17 protein-coding genes and 1 riboswitch are annotated in these 18,984 nt (G+C 70.8%); of the genes, 13 read left to right on the top strand and 4 right to left on the bottom strand.

Features of this window, described 5'->3' with window-relative positions; all coding sequences use genetic code 11:
• Positions 1-140: 140 nt before the first annotated feature.
• From CTJ15_RS20310 to CTJ15_RS20330, 5 genes are all read left to right on the top strand, one after another.
• The gene (locus CTJ15_RS20310; RefSeq protein WP_019461820.1) at positions 141-737 is read left to right on the top strand and encodes a DedA family protein; all 597 of its coding nucleotides are present in this window, start codon (positions 141-143) and stop codon (positions 735-737) included.
• A 165-nt stretch (positions 738-902) separates the two neighbouring features.
• Positions 903-3,002, top strand: coding sequence for a YjbH domain-containing protein (locus CTJ15_RS20315; RefSeq protein WP_226946002.1), 2,100 nt, complete (start codon positions 903-905; stop codon positions 3,000-3,002).
• A 97-nt stretch (positions 3,003-3,099) separates the two neighbouring features.
• A complete protein-coding gene (locus CTJ15_RS20320; protein WP_099781908.1) occupies positions 3,100-3,921 on the top strand; it encodes a formate/nitrite transporter family protein in 822 nt (273 codons plus the stop codon).
• Between the two features lie 135 nt (positions 3,922-4,056).
• Positions 4,057-5,757, top strand: coding sequence for an adenine deaminase (gene ade, locus CTJ15_RS20325; protein WP_226946003.1), 1,701 nt, complete (start codon positions 4,057-4,059; stop codon positions 5,755-5,757).
• Between the two features lie 116 nt (positions 5,758-5,873).
• Positions 5,874-7,124, top strand: a complete 1,251-nt coding sequence (locus CTJ15_RS20330; protein ID WP_058390484.1) for a D-amino acid dehydrogenase — start codon at positions 5,874-5,876, stop codon at positions 7,122-7,124.
• 18 nt (positions 7,125-7,142) lie between these two features.
• Here the strand turns inward: CTJ15_RS20330 and CTJ15_RS20335 are convergent, their stop codons facing one another.
• The 3 genes from CTJ15_RS20335 to CTJ15_RS20345 all read right to left on the bottom strand — a co-directional run bounded on the left by CTJ15_RS20335 (position 7,143) and on the right by CTJ15_RS20345 (position 9,211).
• Complete coding sequence (locus CTJ15_RS20335) at positions 7,143-7,610, bottom strand: hypothetical protein (protein ID WP_058390485.1); 468 nt, start codon at positions 7,608-7,610, stop codon at positions 7,143-7,145.
• Between the two features lie 204 nt (positions 7,611-7,814).
• Positions 7,815-8,246, bottom strand: a complete 432-nt coding sequence (gene crcB, locus CTJ15_RS20340) for a fluoride efflux transporter CrcB (protein WP_019461814.1) — start codon at positions 8,244-8,246, stop codon at positions 7,815-7,817.
• 82 nt (positions 8,247-8,328) lie between these two features.
• Positions 8,329-8,391: riboswitch (Fluoride riboswitch) on the bottom strand.
• 88 nt (positions 8,392-8,479) lie between these two features.
• Positions 8,480-9,211 carry a GntR family transcriptional regulator gene (locus CTJ15_RS20345; RefSeq protein WP_099781909.1) on the bottom strand — a complete coding sequence of 244 codons (732 nt, stop codon included), beginning with the start codon at positions 9,209-9,211 and terminating at the stop codon, positions 8,480-8,482.
• A 255-nt stretch (positions 9,212-9,466) separates the two neighbouring features.
• On the opposite strand from CTJ15_RS20345, the gene CTJ15_RS25075 reads away from it, so the two are divergent.
• Together CTJ15_RS25075 and CTJ15_RS20355 are read left to right on the top strand one after the other, a co-directional pair.
• On the top strand, positions 9,467-9,589 hold the full coding sequence (locus CTJ15_RS25075) for a hypothetical protein (RefSeq protein WP_255414121.1): 123 nt from the start codon (positions 9,467-9,469) through the stop codon (positions 9,587-9,589).
• Positions 9,590-9,600: 11 nt separating this feature from the next.
• On the top strand, positions 9,601-10,947 hold the full coding sequence (locus CTJ15_RS20355) for an LLM class flavin-dependent oxidoreductase (protein WP_019461807.1): 1,347 nt from the start codon (positions 9,601-9,603) through the stop codon (positions 10,945-10,947).
• Between the two features lie 73 nt (positions 10,948-11,020).
• Here CTJ15_RS20355 and CTJ15_RS20360 read toward each other — a convergent pair whose 3' ends face one another.
• The gene (locus CTJ15_RS20360; protein ID WP_099781910.1) at positions 11,021-11,926 is read right to left on the bottom strand and encodes a LysR family transcriptional regulator; all 906 of its coding nucleotides are present in this window, start codon (positions 11,924-11,926) and stop codon (positions 11,021-11,023) included.
• 385 nt (positions 11,927-12,311) lie between these two features.
• Between CTJ15_RS20360 and CTJ15_RS20365 the strand changes: the two genes are divergently transcribed.
• From CTJ15_RS20365 to CTJ15_RS20390, 6 genes are read left to right on the top strand one after another with little or no spacing between them, the layout of a single operon-like run.
• Positions 12,312-13,583, top strand: a complete 1,272-nt coding sequence (locus CTJ15_RS20365) for an ABC transporter substrate-binding protein (RefSeq protein WP_075821488.1) — start codon at positions 12,312-12,314, stop codon at positions 13,581-13,583.
• Positions 13,584-13,595: 12 nt separating this feature from the next.
• Complete coding sequence (locus CTJ15_RS20370) at positions 13,596-14,471, top strand: branched-chain amino acid ABC transporter permease (protein WP_019461804.1); 876 nt, start codon at positions 13,596-13,598, stop codon at positions 14,469-14,471.
• The gene (locus tag CTJ15_RS20375; protein WP_099781911.1) at positions 14,471-15,505 is read left to right on the top strand and encodes a branched-chain amino acid ABC transporter permease; all 1,035 of its coding nucleotides are present in this window, start codon (positions 14,471-14,473) and stop codon (positions 15,503-15,505) included. Before CTJ15_RS20370 ends, CTJ15_RS20375 begins: the two co-directional genes overlap by 1 nt.
• Positions 15,489-16,217 (top strand): ABC transporter ATP-binding protein, encoded by a 729-nt coding sequence (locus tag CTJ15_RS20380; RefSeq protein ID WP_026033315.1) that lies wholly within the window; start codon positions 15,489-15,491, stop codon positions 16,215-16,217. The genes CTJ15_RS20375 and CTJ15_RS20380 overlap by 17 nt, the downstream gene beginning before the upstream one ends.
• Complete coding sequence (locus CTJ15_RS20385; RefSeq protein WP_075821490.1) at positions 16,204-16,905, top strand: ABC transporter ATP-binding protein; 702 nt, start codon at positions 16,204-16,206, stop codon at positions 16,903-16,905. The genes CTJ15_RS20380 and CTJ15_RS20385 overlap by 14 nt, the downstream gene beginning before the upstream one ends.
• A gap of 14 nt (positions 16,906-16,919) precedes the next feature.
• Positions 16,920-18,983 (top strand): hydantoinase/oxoprolinase family protein, encoded by a 2,064-nt coding sequence (locus CTJ15_RS20390; RefSeq protein WP_099781912.1) that lies wholly within the window; start codon positions 16,920-16,922, stop codon positions 18,981-18,983.
• Position 18,984: the final 1 nt, after the last annotated feature.

Consider the following 18,984-nt stretch of genomic DNA (forward strand, 5'->3'; position numbering starts at 1 on the left):
GCCGGCCCGGCCCCGGTGCCCTCGCCGTCGTCCCTTGGCCTCTCCTGCGGCGACCGAGAAGCGGCGGGAGGATGGGAGGATTTCCGGACAGGGCGAGGCGCCTTGCCGGCCGCCACGGCGCGGCCTAAAGCCCGCCTGGAATGGACGCGCTGATCAGCGGCTTCGAGGCCTGGATCCGGGAGAACGCCGCCTGGGCGCCCTGGGTCGCCATGCTGCTGGCCTTTTCCGAATCGCTGCCGGTGATCAGCCTCCTGGTGCCGTCCACCGCCCTGCTGCTGGGAATGGGCCTGCTGATCGGCAACGGCACGCTGCCGGCCTGGCCGGTCCTGCTGGGCATCGTGGCGGGCGGCGTGGCGGGCGATGCCGTGGGCTTCTGGGCCTTCCGCTGGCAGGGACGGCGCCTGCTGCGCCGCTGGCTGCCGCGCCGCCAGTGGCGGAACTACGCCAGCGCGGTGCTGTTCTTTCGCCGCTGGGGCTGGATGGCGGTCTTCGCCAGCCGCTTCGTCGGTCCGGCCCGGGCCTTCGCCTCCGCCATTGCCGGCCTGTCGGGGATGCGGCAGAGCCATTTCCAGGCCGCCAACCTGTGTTCCGCCATCGTCTGGGCGCCGCTGCTGGTGATGCCGGGCTACCTGCTGGATGCGCTGGGCGCCCTGTTGCTGCGTCCGGGCGCCTGGATCGTCCTGCTGCTGGTCGCCGTCCCGGCGATCGGGGGCTGGAGCCTGCTGCGGCGGCGCTGAGGCCCGCGGGCGGTGTTTCCGGGAGCGGGTCGGGATGCGGGTATCACGGGGGACGGTGCTGTGTTGAAATGGTCTCGGCCGGCGAAATTCCCGCATGAAGTGTCCGGTCGGTATTGAACTCCTTTCCGGCGTGTGCGCGTCTTCGCGGCGCCCGAAGCCTGTTCCGTGTCCCGCCTTTTCGTCTTCCTCCTCCTTCTGCTCGCCGCCACCGCCGCCGTCGCCGAGGAAGTGCCCGCCACCGGCGGGGATTTCGGCGGGGTGGGGTTGCTGGAAACACGCAATGCGCGCTTTCGCGAGGATGGGGTCCTGGAGGCGGGGACGTCGTTGCGGGCGGACCGGCGCTTCTGGTTCCTGGGCTTCCAGGCGCTGCCTTTCCTGGAAACCACCTTCCGCCTGAGCGAGCGGCTGAACGGTACGACCGGGCGGGGCACCACCACGGACCGTTCCTTCGACATGAAGCTCCGGCTGCTGCGGGAAAGCGCCTGGCTTCCGGCCGTGGCCGTCGGCCTGCAGGACATGATCGGCACGGGCATCTATGGCGGCGAGTATCTCGTCGCCTCCAAGCGCTGGCATGGCTGGGACTTCAGCCTCGGCCTTGGCTGGGGAAGGCTGGGTTCCGCCGGAGGGATACGCAACCCGCTGCGCCGGATCTCGGGCCGCTTCGACGAGCGGGAGCGCGATGTCGGGCGCGGCGGTACGCTGCGCACGGATTTCTTCCAGGGCTCGGATGTCGCGCCGTTCGGCGGCGTCGAATACAGCCTGCCGCCCCTGCCCACGCCCTGGGGCGCGGTGGAGGGGCTGCGGGCCAAGCTGGAATGGTCGGGCGACGAACTGCGCGACGAACGGGGCGGCTATCCCGGCCGGACCACCGGGCTGCGCGGCCGGGCCCGCTCGCAGCTGAACGGCGGGCTGCAATGGTCCAACGAATGGGTGGATGCGGGGCTGGCCTTCGTGAACGGGACGGACCTGCTGGCGCGGCTTTCCCTGCGCCTCGACCCGAACCGGATGCCGGTGATCCCGCTCTCCGCGCCGCCGCCGGTGCCGGGCCGCGCCGCCCGGTCCGACGGGGAGGAGGGCCTGGCCCCACGGGTCTTCGCCGCCCTGGACGCGGCGGGCTTCCAGCCCCGGGCCTTCGCGCTGGAAGGCGGGGAGGCGTGGATCGCCGTGTCGGGCGGGCGGTTCCGCACCCTGCCGCAGGTGCTGGCGCGGATCACCCGCGCCACCGAGGGGCTGCTGCCGCCGGAGGTGCTGGTGTTGCGCCTGTCCTGGTGGCTGGGCGGGGCGGAGGTCGCCCGGGTGCTGGCGCCGCGCGACATCCTGGCCGACGCCGCGCGCGGCCACGTCAGCCCGGAGGAAGCCTTCGCCGCCGTGACCATGCTGCCCGCGACCGGCGATCCCTGGTCGGGGGAAAGCCGCGCCCCGCCGCAACGGCTTTCCTATGGGCTGGAGCCCAGGCTCGGGCTGATCCTGGGCGATCCCACCCGCAGCCTGCGCTGGCAGGCGGCCATCGCCGGGACGGCGCGGCTGGAGCTGGGCTCCGGCTTCGCCCTCGCCGGGTCGGTGCAGCAGCGGCTGCTGGGCAATATCGGCGGCGGCCTGCCCTCCGACAGCCGGCTGCCGCACGTGCGGAGCGACTATGCGCGCTATGCCCGGGAGGGGGAGACCTCGATCCCGACGCTCTATGCCGAGCGCATCTGGAACCTTGCCCCCGATGTCTTCGCGCGGGGCACGGCCGGATGGCTGGAGCCGATGTTCGGCGGCGTTTCCGGCGAAGTGCTGTACCGCCCGCACGACCGCTCCTGGGCGGTGGGGCTGGACCTGAACTGGGTGCGGCAGCGCGACCATGACGGGATGCTGGGCTTCCGCGACTATGGCGTCGTGACCGGGCAGGCCTCGCTCTATGCCGACCTGCCGGTCTGGAACCTCTATGGCGTGCTGCGGGCCGGGCGCTACCTGGCCGGGGACTGGGGTGGCACGGTCGAGCTGGGCCGGCGCTTCGCCAACGGCATCGAGGTCGGCGGCTTCGCCACCTTCACCAATGTCTCCTTCGCGAAGTTCGGCGAGGGCTCCTTCGACAAGGGCCTCTATGTCCGCATCCCCTTCGACCTCCTCGGGGCGCAGACGCGCGGCACCGCCCAGACGGTGATCCGCCCGGTGCAGCGCGATGGCGGACAGCGGCTGATGGTGGACAACCCCCTCTGGGGACTGACGCGGGACGGGCGGGACGAGGCCCTGGCGCGCGGCATCGGCGGCTTCGCGCACTGATCCGGGGGGGCCCCGGCCTTTCGCCGGGCTGGAACGTTGCAGTGTCAGCAATGCCTGGAGAAGCGAGGCTTCCCGGGGGTATTTTCGGGGGAACAGGATGGCCGACGAACAGCCGGGCGGGATGACGCAAGCCGAGGAGGAGAGCGCGGAGGAGATGGCGGCGCCCCGCTCCCGCGTCATCCATGAGGTGATCCGGCGCCAGGGGGAGGAGGAGCTGTCCCGGCCCGTCGGCTCGCTCTTCTGGTCCGGCGTCGCGGGCGGGCTGGCGATCACGACCTCGGTGATCGCCGAGGCGGCCCTGCACCACAAGCTCCCCGCCAGCATGCCCGGGCGGGAGGCGATCGCGGATCTCGGCTACAGCCTGGGCTTCCTGATGGTGGTCCTCGGGCGCATGCAGCTCTTCACGGAACAGACGATCGTCACTGTCCTGCCGGTCATGGCGGCACCGGACTGGAAGCGGTTCGGCACCGCGGCGCGCCTCTGGGCCGTCGTCTTCGCCGCCAACATGGTGGGCACCTGCGTCGCGGCGGCGGTCAGCCTGTGGCTGCCACTGATGGAGCCGCCGCTGCTCGCCTCGATGCTCGACATCTCGTCGGGCCTTCTGCGGAAGACGCCGCTCGATATCCTGCGGCAGGGCATCCCCGCGGGCTTCCTGATCGCGTCGTTGGCCTGGATCCGGGGCGGCATCAGCAGCGGCGATTTCTGGGTCGTGCTCGCGCTGACCTATGCCATCGCCCTCGGCGGCTTCACCCATGTGGTGGCCGGCAGCGCCGAGGCCTTCCTCCTGCTGTTCGCGGGGCAGGCCGGGCTGGCACAGGTTCTGGGCGGCATCATCCTGCCCGCGCTGATCGGCAACATCATCGGCGGGACGGGCCTCTTCGCGGTCCTGGTCCATGCCCAGGTCAGGCAGGAGATCTGATCCTGGCGGCGGGCGCGGCGCCTTGAAGCAGGGGAAGTCGGGGAGGAAAGAGGCTCCGCGCGCCAGAAGGGCAAACCGCTTGCGGAAAGCCCTGTGGTCCGGGAGCATTGGGGCGTCATGGAGGGGGCTGCGGCCATGCGGCGTGTGCTGGAGAAGCGGATCGACCAGGCGCTGGGGCGCGAGAAGGCCGATCTGGTGATCAAGGATGCCCGGATCCTCGATCTGGTGACGGGGACGATCCGGCGCGGCGACATCGCCATCTGCGGCGACCGGATCGTGGGGACGCGCGAGAGCTATGAGGGCGTGCGGGAGATCGACGCGGCCGGGCGCTTCGCCGTGCCGGGCTTCGTGGACAGCCATGTCCATTGCGAGAGCACGCTGGTCACGCCGGGGGAGTTCGACCGCTGCGTGCTGCCGCGCGGCACCACCACGGCGATCTGCGATCCGCACGAGATCTGCAACGTGCTGGGCGAGGAAGGCCTGCGCTATTTCCTCGATTCCTCGCTGGCCACGGTGATGGACCTGCGGGTGCAGCTTTCCTCCTGCGTGCCGGCGACGGAGCTGGAGACGGCGGGGGCGCGGCTCGACGTGCCGGAGCTGGTGCGGCACCGCGACCATCCGCAGGTGATCGGCCTGGCCGAGTTCATGAACGTGCCCGGCGTGCTGAACAAGGACCCCGTCTGCCTCGACAAGCTGGCGGCCTTCGCCGAGGGGCATATCGACGGGCATTCGCCGCTGCTCTCCGGCAGGGCGCTGAACGCCTATCTCTCCTGCGGCATCCGCAACTGCCACGAGACGACGGGCTACGAGGAAGGGCTGGAGAAGCTGTCCAAGGGGATGCAGGTGCTGATCCGGGAGGGCACCGTCTCCAAGGACGTGACCGCGCTGGCGCCGCTGATCGGGGAGTTCACCTCGCCCTTCCTGGGTCTCTGCACCGACGACCGCAACCCGCTCGACATTTTCGAGCAGGGGCACATGGACTATCTCGTGCGCCGGGCCATCGCGCTCGGCGCGCCGGTGACGGCGACCTATCGCGCGGCGAGCTGGTCGGCGGCGCGCGGCTTCGGGCTGCGCGACCGCGGGCTGATCGCACCGGGCTATCTCGCCGATATCCTGCTGCTGGAGGAGCTGGAAAGCTGCGCCGTCAGCCTCGTGCTGCGCAAGGGCGTGCCGGTGACGGCGGAGAGCTTCGTGGGGCGCGCCCTGCCGCCGCCGCCGGGCGGCAATTCCGTGCGCCTTGCCCCGGTGGGGCCGGAGGTGTTCCGCGTTCCGGAGAGCGCGGCGGGGTTGCCGGCGATCGGCATCATCCCCGGCAAGATCATCACCGCGCGGATCGACGATGCGCGGCCCCTGGTGCGGGGCGGGCTGTGCGAGGCCGATCCGGCCGGCGACCTGCTGAAGGTCTGCGTGCTGGAGCGTCACGGGCGCAACGGCAATGTCGGGCGCGGCTTCGTGCGCGGCTTCGGCCTGCGCGGCGGGGCGCTCGCTTCCTCGGTCGGGCATGACAGCCACAATATCTGCGTGGTGGGCGCCAGCGACGCCGACATGGCGCTCGCGGTCAACCGGCTGATCGCGCTGGGCGGCGGCTTCGTCGCGGTGCGCGACGGCGCGGTGCTGGCGGAACTCGCCCTGCCTCTGGCCGGGCTGATGAGCCTCGATCCCTTCGAGACCGTGCGGCACGCGCTGCACGGGCTGCGCGACACGGTGCAGGGGATGGGCTGCGCGCTGGAGGAACCCTTCCTGCAACTCGCCTTCCTGTCCCTGCCGGTGATCCCGCACCTGAAGATCACCGATCGCGGGCTGGTGGATGTGGACCGCTTCGCGCTGATCGGCTGAGGCGGCTCTTCCCTTTCGATTTTCCCTTCTGGTGCGGGAATGGTGGGCCGCCGTGGCTGGACAGGGGCCGCGTCAGGGCGCGAAACAGGGATGGCTGGAACGAGGAGTTTCGCGACATGCGCGTCATCGTGCTGGGGGCTGGCGTCATCGGCGTGGCTACCGCCTATTGGCTGCTGGAGGCCGGGCACGAGGTCACGGTGGTGGAGCGCCGCGAGGCCGCCGGGGTGGAGACGAGCTGGGGCAACGGCGCCATCATCCATGTCAGCTCCGTCCAGCCCTGGGCGGCACCCGGCGTGCCGATGAAGGTGCTGCGCTGGCTGGGGCAGGAGGATGCGCCGATGCTGCTGCGCCCCTCCGCCCTGCCGCGCATGTGGCGCTGGGGGCTGGGTTTCATGATGGCGGCGCGGCCGGCGCGCTACCGCGAAACCTGCCTCGCCAATCTGGAGCTGGCGCTGCTGAGCGCGCGCTGCATGGCGGAGATCCGGGCCCGCACCGGGGTCGCCTATGACGATGCCGGGCATTGCGTGCTGAAGACCTTCGCCGATGCCGCGACGCTGGAGGAAGCGGCGCTGGCGCATGAGGCGCTGGCGCCCTTCGGGCTGGAGACGGAGCGGCTGGACCGCGCCGCCTGCGTGGCGCGCGAGCCGGCGCTGGGGCCGGTGGCGGAGCGCATCGCCGGCGGCCTGTACTTCCCCCAGGACGAGATCGGTGACTGCAACAAGTTCAGCCAGGGGCTGGCCGCCTGGTGCGCGGCGCGCGGGGCGCGGTTCCACTACAACACCACGGCGAAGGACCTGTTGCTGCGCGAAGGGCGCGTGGCTGGGGTGACGACCAGCGCCGACGGGGGGAGCGGGGAGATCGCGGGCGACGCGGTGGTGGTGGCGCTGGCCAGCCAGAGCCCGATCTTCCTGCGCCGCCATGGCATTGCCTTGCCCGTCTATCCGGTGAAGGGCCTTTCGGTCACCGTGCCGCGCCGCGTCTGGCCGGAGGGGCCGCGCAACGCCATCCTCGACGACACGCGGAAATTCGCGCTGACGCCGCTGGGCGACCGCTACCGCATTGTCGGCTCGGCCGAGGTCGCCGATTACGACACGACGCCATCCCCGCTGCGGATCGGGGCGCTGATGCGTGGCGTGGCGGAGCTTTTCCCGGCGATGGCGGGCACGGAGACGGCGGAAGGCGCGGTGCGCTGGGCGGGGCTGCGGCCGATGGTGCCGGATGGGCGGCCGCGCATCGGCCCGACACGCATTCCCGGCCTGTTCCTGAACACCGGGCACGGCCATACCGGCTGGACCATGGCGGCCGGTTCCGGGCAGCGGCTGGCGGCGCTGATCGAGCGGCCGGAGCGCGTGCCCGTCGCGGCCTGAGCGCGGAAGCGCCGCGCCCTATGGGGCGGCGCCGTCCCCGCTGTCGCCCCAGGGCGTGGCAGCGCGTTCGGACAGGTTCACATAGGTGTCCTCGTGGCGATCGACATGGACCATCAGGCCCATGGCGCGCGCCGCGAGGATGAACATGCCTTCCCCCACATAGCAGTCGCCCGACGGGTCCATGGCCTTGTGGAAGCGCTCCGCGACATGCTTCCAGCCATAGGTGGAGCGCCGGCGGTTGATGCGGCGGCTGGGGGGCGCCTGCTCGATGAAGCGGGCGGCCCGGAGGAGCTGGGCGACGCAGCGGGGGGAGGTCATCTCGGCACGGCGGGCGGCGTGCCGGGCGGTCGCATCGCGGTCGATCACCCGGTCGATCGGGCGGATGATGCCCTTCCAGCTCAGGAAGGGATCGGCTTCCCGCCCCTCGGCGATCACGGCCAGGGGGTCGGCCTCGAGATCGGTCAGGGTCCGCGGGCAGGCCGCCACGCATCCCGTCTCCCGCCCTTTTTGCTGTTCCGGGCCAGCCGATGGCCTTTGCCGAGTGAGCTCGTCCATCCGGGGAACCTCTAAGGGTTCCAGTGGGCCGTGACCGGGGCCGAGGTCAAGCGGCGGCATGTCCGTCTGCCGTCGCCGGAGGTCGGGCCTCGCCCCGTGCCCCGCCCCAAGCGATGGCGCATGGGGCTTCCGCCGTCATGCATCCTCTTCGATGGCGGCCTGGGCGATCTGCCGGGCGCCGCCGTTGACATGGGCCGCGATGGTGTGGCCCACGGCCACCGCCCCGATGCAGAGCAGCAGGGAGGCCACGATGTTGATCGACGCACGGAGCACGGCGCCGCTCCTCAGCAGGTCCAGCGTCTGGAGGCTGAAGGAGGAGAAGGTGGTGAAGCCGCCGCAGAGTCCGATCATCACGAAGAGGCGGATGTTCTCCGACACCGGGAAGCGGCCATGGGCCAGGGTCAGCGTGCCGAAGAAGCCGATGACGAAGGAGCCGGCGACGTTGATGAGGATGGTGCCCCAGGGCAGGTCGCGGCTGATCGGCAGCGCCAGCACGGAAACGGCATAGCGCGCCAGGGTGCCGAGGGCGCCGCCGATCATGACCAGGAGGCAGGTGGTGAATGACATGCTCGCTCCTTGCTTGCGGGGCGAGCGAAGGAACCCGCCCAGCGGCAGGCGTGGTCCGGACGCACCCCTACCGCATTCCGTGGTTGCGGTAGGAGTCATCAGCCCATCCGGGCGGTTTCGGGGGAACCCCATCCCCATCGGGAACAGGGATAGGCCCGTGGAATGCTGAAGGCAACGGGCCGGGGAGGCCGGGGCGGGTAGGCCGGGGTGAGCAAGCTGGGGCGGGGAAAGGCTCAGGGAAGGCCGGGGTGGACTGCTCCGGAGGCTTGCAGCGTCCCTTCCGGTGATGCCTCCGGCCCGTCCTCTGGCGACGGGAGCGGCGCCTGCCGGGGGCGGAGCATGACGACGCTGCGGATGTGGTAGCGCATCTCCGCCGCGGCAATGTCCGCTTCCCGGCGCCGCATGGCATCGAGGATGCGGCAGTGCTCGGCGACCACGCGCCCGGCCCAGTGGGGGCGGCTGCCCTCCATGGCGCGCACCAGCGTCGCCTTGTCGTGCAGCATCTCCATCTGCCGCAGCAGCGCGGCATTGCCCGCGCCCTGGCCGATGCGGAGGTGGAAGGCGCCGTCGAGGGCGTGGAAGGCATCGAGGTCGCCTTGCGCGAAGGCCGTCTCCTGCTGGGCGATCAGCCTTTCCAGCACCGTGGTGCAGCCCGGCTCGCGCTCCACGGCGAGGCCGACCGCCATGCATTCCAGGGCCTCGCGCAACTCACAGAAGTCGCGGATCTCGGCTTCCGTCATGCGGATGACGCGGTAGAAGCGGCCGAAGCGCTCCACCAGCCCGTCATGCAGAAGGCCCTGCAACGCTTCCCGCACGGGCGTGCGGCTGACGCCGAAGCGCTGGCCCAGCGCCACTTCCTGCAACTGCGTGCCGGGGGCGAGGCGCAGCGAGACGATCTCCGCCTTCATGGCGGTGTAGAGGTCGGGGCTGCGCGCCGTGTCGGTGCCGGCCGGGAGGGTGGCCATTTCATCCACGCCCGCGTCTCCTTGGTTGCGCCGGGATTGGGTATGCCGAAATTCTCGGCTCTGTCGATCAACGCAAGGGCATTTATGAAATTATGGAAGATTTATACAAAAGTGATTGCTCTTGCGGTGCCCGGTCGACGTAGATGTATACTGAACAACGAAATTTTTCACCAGGATGCCCGCTAGGAACAAGCATCGTGACTAAGGCTCCACCCGGCGTCTCCGGCACACTTCCTGTGCCACCGGGTCGCGGTGATGCACTTCGGCAGGCTGCTGGAGATCGGCCCGACCGAGCAGGTCTTCACCCAGCCCCGCCACGACTACACACGCGCGCTGATCGGCACCCTGCACGGCGTGCCGGAACGCGGCGCCGCCTGAGGAGATCCGCCATGCCCGCCCGCAAGATGATCAGCATGGGCCTGTCGATGCGCTATCTCGGCTATCACGCCGCAGCCTGGCGCCATCCGCAGGTCGATCCGGGCGGGGCCTCGGACTTCTCCCACTTCCTGAACGTCGCGCGGCTCGCCGAGGCGGCGAAGTTCGACATGGTCTTCCTGGCCGACGGCATCGGCATCCGCGCGAAGGACGAGCCGCCGGGCTCGCTCTGCCGCTCCGCCCAGACGGCGGAGCTGGAGCCGCTGACCCTGCTCTCCGCCCTGGCGCCGATGACCACGCATATCGGCCTCGTCGCCACCGCCTCCACCACCTACAACGAACCGTACCACATCGCCCGGAAATACGCCTCGCTGGACAGGATCAGCGGCGGCCGCGCGGGCTGGAACATCGTTACCTCCTGGTCGGATGCGGAGGCGCAGAACTTCAACCGCGACCAGCACCTGGACTACGGCACGCGCTACGAACGCGCCGCCGAATTCGTCGAGGTGGTGAAGGGGCTCTGGGATTCCTGGGATGCCGACGCGCTGGTCCGCGACAAGGAAAGCGGCATCTTCTTCGACGCGGCGAAGCTGCATGTGCTGAACCACCAGGGCAAGCACTTCAAGGTGAAGGGGCCGCTCAGCGTGGCACGCAGCCCGCAGGCGCGTCCCGTCCTGGTCCAGGCCGGGGCCTCCGAGGCAGGCATGGAGATCGGGGCGGAGAGCGCCGAGGTCATCTATGCCGTGCCGCACGAGATCGACACCGGCCGCAGCTACTACCGCGACCTCAAGGAGCGCGCCGCGCGCAAGGGGCGGGACCCGGAGGGGATGAAGATCCTTCCCGGCATCACCCCCTTCATCGGCGAGACGGAGGCCGAGGCGCGCGAGAAGTACGACCTGCTGAACGCGCTGGTCGCGCCGGAGCTGGGGCTTTCCTATCTCTACGGCCAGATGGGCGACCTTTCCGCCCATTCGCTGGACGGGCCGGTGCCGGAGCCGAACGACCCCAAGGTCCGCAGCATCGCGCAGAACCTGCTGAAGCTGGCGCGCCGCGACAACCTCACCATCCGGCAGCTCTACACCACCATCGCGGCGGGCTTCGGCTCGCGCATCCTGATCGGCACCGCGAAGCAGATCGCCGACGAGATGGAGGCCTGGGTGGAGGCCGAGGCGGCGGACGGCTTCAACATCTGCCCCGCTGCCCTGCCCGTGGGGCTGGAGGATTTCGCGGCGCAGGTGGTGCCGGAACTGCAGCGGCGCGGGATGTTCCGCACGGAATACGCCTCCCGCACCCTGCGCGGGAACCTGGGTGTGCCGGTGCCGGCGAGCCGCTACGGCGGGGCGGTCGTTCCCGCGCGCTGACGCGGGCGCCTGGGCGCTACGCCCGGCGTTGCTCTGGCCCCCAGGTGCGGGGCGCTCGGCAACGGCGGCGCCTTCAGATGAAGCCGTGCTGCTGTGCATAGGCGTGCGCCACGCTGACCGCGATCCCCGCCAGCTTGGGCACCAGGACGGCATCGGGTGCCGGGCGGTAGCTTGCGGTGAAGCGGGCCAGCGGCAGGCGCAGCGGTGTCTCGATCAGGCGCAGCTCGCCGCGCGCGATCTCGTTCTGCGCGACCACGGGGGGGATGGCGGCGATGCTGATGCCGTCCACCGCCATGCGGATCATGGTGGCGAGCGAGGCGCTGGCATGGATGCGGGGCGCGCCCAGGCCCAGCGCCTGGAAGGCCTGGCGCAGGTCGCGGTGGTTGACGGTGTTCTTGGGGAAGGTGATGAGCGGGTGCCGGCGCAGCGCCTCCGGCGGCACCGGCTCCTCCTCGAAGCGCGTGCGGCGGCCGGCCAGGAAGCGGATCGGGTAGGAGATCAGCTCCAGGTCCATGAGCTCCGGCTCCGAGAGCGGGCCGGTCACGAAGGCGAGGTCCATCTCCTGCCGCAGCAGCGCCTGCTTGAGGTCCGGGGTGATGGCGACCTCGATCTCGAAGGTGACGGTCGGGTGGCGCGTGTTCACCTGCTCGATGAAGTCCGACAGCCAGGTCTGCACGATGGTTTCGGCGACGCCGAGGCGCACCACGCCGCCGAGCTGCTCCCCGGCGGCGATGGTCTGCACCATCTCCGTGTGCAGCCGCAGCAGGCGCTCGGCATAGCCCAGCAGGTGGCGCCCCTTGGGCGTCAGGTGGATCGAGCGTCCGGAGCGCTCGAAGAGCCTGTGGCCGAGTTCCGTCTCCAGCCCCGCCACGCGCTGGGAAACGGCGGGCTGCGTGGTGTAGAGCCGCTCCGCCGCCCGGCCGAAGCTTTCCAGCGTCGCGACCCAGTAGAAGATCTCCAGGCTTCGCAGGTCGATCATGGTCCTCGCTGGCGGCCACCTCCGGCTGGAGGGGACTATGCGGGATGCGCCGGCGCCTTGCCCATCCGGCGCGCCGGGCGGGCGATGCGGAATATGGGGTCCCGGCGCCGGAAGCGGCCTTCCGGTGCGCCAGGACCTTGCGATGACGCCGCGCAACTGCCCGGTATTTCGGCATTCTTCCATAAGCCTGGCTGATGGCATCCGGTTGTGAAAGCCAATTGGACAGAATGGATGCGTCTCGCCGATCCTTCCGTCCTGAGCTTTGGACCCGTCCGGTGGCCGCCAGCGCCCCCGCGAGCCTTCCCGGCGGCCAAGCCGTCCATGCCTCGGACGAACTCTGCCGGTGCCGGCGGAGCCGCATCCGTTCCATCGCCAGAGAGGGTCCATGCTCACTCGCCGTGCCGCGCTCCGTGCCTCCGCCCTGGGGGCCGCCCTGGGGTCCGCCAGCCTCCCGCTCGTGAACATCCGCCGCGCCCACGCCGCCGAGGAGGTGGTGATCGGGGCCGTCTATCCGCTGACCGGCAACAGCGCCCAGATCGGGCAGGACGCCAAGGCGGTGATGGAGGTGGGCACCGAGATCATCAACGGCCAGCACGACCGCGTGCCCATGCTGCTGGGCGAGGGCGGCGGCCTGCCGAAGCTGGGCGGCGCGAAGCTCCGCCTGGTCTTCGCCGACCACCAGAACGACCCGCAGAAGGCCCGCGCCGAGGCCGAGCGCCTGATCACGCAGGAGAAGGTGGCGCTGATCATCGGCAGCTTCTCCTCCGCCACGGCGGCGACCATCTCCCAGGTCACCGAGCGCTACCAGATCCCCTATGTCTCCGCCGACAACTCCTCGCCCAGCCTGACGCAGCGCGGGCTGCAATGGTTCTTCCGGCCCTCGCCGAACGACGTGACCTTCACCGAGGCCATGTTCGACTTCTTCAAGGAGACGGGGGAGAAGACCGGCCGCAAGGTCGGCTCCATCTCGCTCTTCTACGAGGACAGCATCTTCGGCACGGACAGCGCCACCATCCAGCGGAAGATGGCGGAGCAGGCGGGCATCAAGGTCCTGGCCGACATCAAGTACCGCGCCAACTCGCCGAGCCTCGCCGCCGAGGCGCAGCGGCTCAAGGCGGCGGACGCGGATGTGCTGATGCCCTCCTCCTATACCAGCGACGCCATCCTGATCCTGCGCGCCATGAACGAGATCGGCTACAAGCCCAAGGCGATCATGGCCCAGGCGGCGGGCTTCCAGGAGCAGGCCTTCCTCGCCGGCGTCGGCGCCATGGCCGAGGGCGTGCTCAGCCGCTCCTCCTTCGCCATCGACGCGGGCAGCAGCCGGCCGGCGATCGAGAAGATCAACGCGCTCTACAAGGCCAGGCAGAACAAGGACCTGAACGACAACACCGCGCGCGAGTTCACCGCGCTCCAGGTGGCGGCGGACGCGATCAACCGCGCCGGCTCGACCAGGGCGGCCGACCTTCAGAAGGCCTTCCAGGCGACCGACATCGCCGGCGACCAGACCATCATGCCCTGGAAGGGCGTGAAGTTCGACAAGGCAGGCAACAACCTGCTCGGCACGCCGGTGATCCAGCAGGTGACCAAGGGCTCCTACCGGACCGTCTGGCCGTCCGACGTGGCCTCGGTGCCGCTGGTCTGGAACGTCGGCCAGTAAGCGCCGAAGGGGATGACCGTTGAACTGATCGCGCAGGCCGTGGTGAGCGGCCTGCTGATGGGCATGATCTATGCCCTCGTGGCGGCCGGGCTGTCGCTGATCTTCGGGCTGATGGACGTGGTGAACTTCGCCCATGGGGAGCTGCTGATGCTCGCCATGTTCGCGACGCTGATCCTCTACCAGTACAGCGGCCTCGACCCGATCCTGCTGCTGCCGCTGGTGGCGCTGCTGCTGTTCGGCTTCGGCATGGCGATCTACCGCCTGCTGATCGGGCGGGCTCTGTCCGTCACCTTCAACCGCGGCATGTCGCAGATCTTCGTGACCTTCGGCCTGGCGATCTTCCTGCGCGGCGCGGCGCAGTACCTGTTCGGCAGCGAGTTCCAGAGCCTCACCGGCACCTGGGTCAGCGACCGCACGGTGAACCTCGCCGGCATCTACCTGCCGCTGCCGCAGCTCGTGGCCTCGGTGGTCTGCCTGCTGGCCTTCGCCGCGCTGCTCGCCGTCTCGCGCACCGAGTTCGGCCGGGCGCTGGAGGCGACGCGCGAGGACCGCGACGCGGTGGCGCTGATCGGCATCGACCGCGACCGCATCTTCGCCATCGGCTGGGGCATGGGCGCCGCGGCGGTGGGCGTGGCGGGCGCGATGCTGGCCACCTTCTACTACGTCTCGCCCAATGTGGGCGTGAACTTCGCCACCATCGCCTATGTCACCGTGGCGCTGGGCGGCTTCGGCAGCCTGCTGGGCGCGCTGGTGGCCGGGCTGCTGGTGGGCCTCGCGGAATCCCTCACCGCCCTGGTGCTGGAACCCTCGGTCAAGCAGATCGGGATGTTCGCCCTCTATATGTTCGTGCTGGCCTTCCGCCCGCGCGGCCTGTTCGGGAAGCTGTGATGTCCACCACCCTGCAACAGGCCGCCGCCGCGCCGCCGCGCGCCAACGCCATCACCCGCCGCCGGCGGCGCGAGCTCCTGGTCGGCGCGGTGATCCTGCTCCTGCTCGCGGCGCTGCCCTTCGGCGTCACCGACGTCTATGCGCAGAACCTGATCATCCTGACCCTGCTCTATGCCGGGCTCAGCCAGGCCTGGAACATCCTGGGCGGCTATTGCGGCCAGATCTCGCTGGGCCATGCGCTGTATTTCGGCGTGGGCGGCTATGTCTCCACCATGCTCTTCGTCCATGCGGGCGTGCCGCCGGTGCTCGGCATGGCGGCGGCGGGCATCGTGGCCGGGCTCTGCGCCCTGCTGGTCGGCTGGCCCTGCTTCCGCCTGTCCGGCCACTACTACGCCATCGCGACCGTGGTGGTGGGGGAGATCGGCTACCTGCTCTTCCTGAACTGGGAATGGGTCGGTGGCGCGATGGGCATCTATGTGCCGCTGGGGCCGGATTCCTGGCTGAACCTGCAGTTCCGCATCTCCAAGCTGCCCTGGCACTTCATCACCCTGGGCTTCGCCGCCCTGACCTGGGTTGTGGCCTGGGCGATCGAGGGCTCGCGCTGGGGTTATTCCTGGCGCGCGGTGAAGGACGACGTGACGGCGGCGCGCAGCCTCGCCGTGCGGGTCTTCCCCTCCAAGATGGCGGCGGCCGCGATCAGCGGCTTCCTCATCGGCGTCGGCGGCGCGATCTACGCGCAGTATGTCGGCTATATCGACCCGGACAGCATCCTCGCGGGCTCCTTCTCCATCCTGATCGCCCTGCCCGCGGTGCTGGGCGGCGTCGGCACGCTCTGGGGGCCGCTGATCGGCGCGGCGGTGCTGATCCCGGTGTCGGAACTCTCGCGCTCCTACCTGGGTGGCTCCGGCAGTGGCGTGGACCTGATGATCTACGGGCTGCTGATCATGATCGTGGCGCTGGCCCGGCCGCAGGGGCTGGTCAGCCTGCTCGGCGTCAGGAGCCAGGCGGGAGGTGGCGATGGCCGCGCTTCTTGAGGTCCGCAACGTCAGCAAGCGCTTCGGCGGCGTGCAGGCGAACAGCGACATCACCTTCGACGTCCATCGCGGCGAGATCCTGGGCCTGATCGGGCCGAACGGCGCGGGCAAGACCTCGCTGTTCAACTCGATCTCCGGCGAGGTCACGCCCGATACCGGCGAGATCCGCATGGAGGGGCAGCGCATCTCCGGCCTCGGGCCGGTGGAATGCACGCGGCGCGGCATCGCCCGCACCTTCCAGGTGGTGCGCTCCTTCGACTCCATGACCGTGCTGGAGAATGTGATGGTGGGCGCCTTCACCCGCCACCGCACCGCGCGGGAGGCGATGGCCGCGGCCGAGCAGGTGCTGGACTTCGCCGGGCTGCTCGGGCGCATGGATAGGCCGGCCATCTCGCTGACGCCGCCCGAGAAGCGGCGGCTGGAGGTGGCGCGCGCCCTGGCGACGAAGCCGCGCATCCTGCTGCTGGACGAGATGCTGACCGGGCTGACACCCTCCGAGGCACAGTCCGGCGTGCAGCTCATCCGCGCGGTGCGCGACCAGGGCGTCACCATCATCATGGTCGAGCATGTGATGGAGGTTCTGCTGCCGCTGATCGACCGCGCCGTGGTGCTGAATCTCGGCAAGGTCCTGCTCACCGGCTCGCCGCAGGAGGTGGTGCGCGACCCGGAGATGATCCGCGCCTATCTGGGGGACCGCTATGCTGCGGCTTGAGGGCGTTTCCGCCAGCTACCGGGGCCTCATGGCCCTGCAGGGCGTCGATCTGGAGGTCGGCCAGGGCGAGGTGGTGGCGGTGGTCGGTGCCAATGGCGCGGGCAAGAGCACGCTGCTGAAGGCCATCGCCGGCCAGGTCGCGACCGAGGGGCGGATCGCCTTCCAGGGCGAGAGCCTGCGCCGCATGCCCTCGCACCGGATCGCGCGCCTCGGCGTCAACCTTGTGCCCGAGGGGCGACGGCTCTTTCCGCGCCTTTCGGTGGAGGACAACCTCCGCCTCGGCGCCTATGCGCGCAAGGGCGACCCGGACCGCTTCAGGCCGCTGGAACTGGTCTTCGAGCTCTTTCCCCGGCTGAAGGAACGCCTGCCGCAGCTCGCCGGCACGCTCTCGGGCGGGGAGCAGCAGATGCTGGCCATCGGCCGCGCCCTGCTGACCCAGCCGAAGCTGCTGATGCTCGACGAGCCCAGCCAGGGCATCATGCCGAAGCTGGTGGACGACATCCTGGCGGCGGTCACGCGCATCCGCGCCCTCGGCGTCACGGTGCTGCTGGTGGAGCAGCGGCTGGCCGAGGCGCTGGCCATCGCCGACCGCGCCTATGTGCTGCAGACCGGCCGGGTCGTGATGTCCGGCCCGGCCGCGGAGATCGCCGGCAACGCCGATGTGCGGCGTGCCTATCTCGGCATGTGATCAGGATTCCTCCCTTGTCTTCCCAGCGCCATATCCGGATCGGCATCGATATCGGAGGCACCTTCACCGACCTGCAGATCCTCGACGAGCGGACCGGCGGGCTGCACAGCCTCAAGACCCCGACCACGCCGGAGGACCCCTCCATCGGGCTGATGACGGGCATCGAGGCGGCGGCGGAGCGCTACGGCTTCGCCCTCGCCGACATCCGCCTGCTGCTGCACGGCACCACCATCGCCACCAACGCGGTGCTGGAGCGGCGCCTCGCGCGCGGCGTGCTGCTGACCACGGCGGGTTTCGAGGACGTGCTGGAGATCGGCCGCCACACCCGCCGCGACATCTACGGGCTGAAGCAGAAGGTGGAGCCCCCGCTGGTGCCGCGCGACCGGCGCCTCGGCGTGGCGGAGCGGCTGCGCGGCGACGGCGGGGTGGAGACGGCGCTGGACGGGGCCTCGGTCTCGGCGGTGCTGGAGCGGCTGCGCGCGCTGCGGCCCGAGGCGGTGGCGATCTGCCTGCTCAACGCCCATGTCAACGCGGCGCATGAGGAGCTGCTGGCCGGGCGCATCCGCGCCGAGTTCCCGGACCTGCCGCTCAGCCTGTCCTCCGAGGTGAGCCCGGAGATCCGCGAATACGAGCGCAGCTCGACCACCGTGCTGAACGCGCTGCTGATGCCGGTGGTGGGGCGCTACCTCGCCCGGCTGCAGCAGCGCATGGTGGAACGCGCGCTGGCGGCGCGGCTGCTGCTGGTGCAGTCCAATGGCGGCGTCTGCTCGGCGGAGATGGCGTCGCGGCAGCCGGTGCGGCTGCTGCTGTCCGGCCCCAGCGGCGGGGCGCTCGCCACCATGCGCGCTGCCGAGGCGCTGGGCCGGCCGAACCTCGTCGGCGCGGACATGGGCGGCACCTCCTTCGACATCTGCGTGGTGCAGGGCGGGCAGGTCACGCTGATGACCCAGGGCGAGATCGACGGCCTGCCGGTGCGCCTGCCGATGATCGAGATCCGCACCATCGGCTCCGGCGGCGGCTCCCTCGCGGCGGTGGATTCCGGCGGGCGGCTCACCGTCGGGCCGCGCTCGGCGGGCTCCTTCCCTGGTCCCGTCTGCTACCGCCGGGGCGGCACCGAGCCGGCGGTGACGGATGTGAACATCGCCCTCGGGCGGCTGGACGGGCGTTTCTTCCTGGGCGGCGCCATGGCGCTGGACACGGAAGGCGCCCGCGAGGCCATCGCCGCGAAGGTGGCGCGGCCCCTGGGGCTGGAAACGGATGCGGCGGCGGAAGGGGTGCTGACCGTGGTCAACAACGCGCTCGCCTCGGCGGCGCGGCTCAGCCTCTTCGAGAAGGGGCTCGACCCGCGCGACTTCAGCCTGCTCTCCTTCGGCGGCGCGGGCGGGCTGCACGCCATCCCCGTGGCCGAGGAGCTGGGCATCGGCGAGGTGATCTTCCCGGCGGATGCCAGCACCTTCTCCGCCTTCGGCATCCTGCATTCCAACATCGTGCACGACGTGGCGCGCAGCCGGGTGATGCCGGCCGTGGCGGGGAACCTGCCCCGCATCGCGGAAAGCTGCGCCGCCCTGCGGGAGCAGGGCGACGCGCTGCTGGCCGCGGATGGCGTGCCGGCGGAGGCGCGCCGCTTCGCCCTTTCGGCCGACCTGCGCTATCGCGGCCAGGCCTTCGAGCTGGTGGTGCCCTGGGAGGCGCCCGCGGGCGACGCCGCACCGGACGCGGCGGCGCTGGAGGCGTTGCTGGCCGGCTTCCACCGCCTGCACGAGCGCCGCTTCTCCTACAGCAATCCGGCGGCGCCGGTGGAGCTGGTGGCGCTGCGCCTGACCGCCACGGGCCTGCTGCCGCGCGCCGGGACAATGCGCCGCCCCGGCCTGGGCGCCGATCGCAGGCCGGAGGCACGGCGGATCTTCCTCGGCGGGCGCTGGCAGGAGGCCGCGGTGCACCAGCGCGAGCAGGTCGCCGCCCCGGTCGAAGGGCCTGCGCTGATCGAGGAGGAATACACCACCGCCTTCATCGCCCCCGGCTGGCGCTGCGCGCCCGGGCCGGACGGGACGCTGATCGCGCGGAAGCAGGAGGCGTGAC

It is taken from the genome of Roseomonas sp. FDAARGOS_362, assembly GCF_002754815.1.
In the GTDB taxonomy this organism is placed as follows: domain Bacteria; phylum Pseudomonadota; class Alphaproteobacteria; order Acetobacterales; family Acetobacteraceae; genus Roseomonas; species Roseomonas mucosa.

Bases quoted from the DNA above. Each gene is read 5' to 3' on its own strand.
- CTJ15_RS20310 (WP_019461820.1), top strand. From the start codon at position 141: ATGGACGCGCTGATCAGCGGCTTCGAGGCCTGGATCCGGGAGAACGCC.
- CTJ15_RS20320 (WP_099781908.1), top strand. From the start codon at position 3,100: ATGGCCGACGAACAGCCGGGCGGGATGACGCAAGCCGAGGAGGAGAGC.
- ade (WP_226946003.1), top strand. From the start codon at position 4,057: ATGCGGCGTGTGCTGGAGAAGCGGATCGACCAGGCGCTGGGGCGCGAG.
- CTJ15_RS20330 (WP_058390484.1), top strand. From the start codon at position 5,874: ATGCGCGTCATCGTGCTGGGGGCTGGCGTCATCGGCGTGGCTACCGCC.
- crcB (WP_019461814.1), bottom strand. From the start codon at position 8,246: ATGTCATTCACCACCTGCCTCCTGGTCATGATCGGCGGCGCCCTCGGC.
- CTJ15_RS20345 (WP_099781909.1), bottom strand. From the start codon at position 9,211: ATGGCCACCCTCCCGGCCGGCACCGACACGGCGCGCAGCCCCGACCTC.
- CTJ15_RS25075 (WP_255414121.1), top strand. From the start codon at position 9,467: ATGCACTTCGGCAGGCTGCTGGAGATCGGCCCGACCGAGCAGGTCTTC.
- CTJ15_RS20355 (WP_019461807.1), top strand. From the start codon at position 9,601: ATGCCCGCCCGCAAGATGATCAGCATGGGCCTGTCGATGCGCTATCTC.
- CTJ15_RS20360 (WP_099781910.1), bottom strand. From the start codon at position 11,926: ATGATCGACCTGCGAAGCCTGGAGATCTTCTACTGGGTCGCGACGCTG.
- CTJ15_RS20365 (WP_075821488.1), top strand. From the start codon at position 12,312: ATGCTCACTCGCCGTGCCGCGCTCCGTGCCTCCGCCCTGGGGGCCGCC.
- CTJ15_RS20370 (WP_019461804.1), top strand. From the start codon at position 13,596: ATGACCGTTGAACTGATCGCGCAGGCCGTGGTGAGCGGCCTGCTGATG.
- CTJ15_RS20375 (WP_099781911.1), top strand. From the start codon at position 14,471: ATGTCCACCACCCTGCAACAGGCCGCCGCCGCGCCGCCGCGCGCCAAC.
- CTJ15_RS20380 (WP_026033315.1), top strand. From the start codon at position 15,489: ATGGCCGCGCTTCTTGAGGTCCGCAACGTCAGCAAGCGCTTCGGCGGC.
- CTJ15_RS20385 (WP_075821490.1), top strand. From the start codon at position 16,204: ATGCTGCGGCTTGAGGGCGTTTCCGCCAGCTACCGGGGCCTCATGGCC.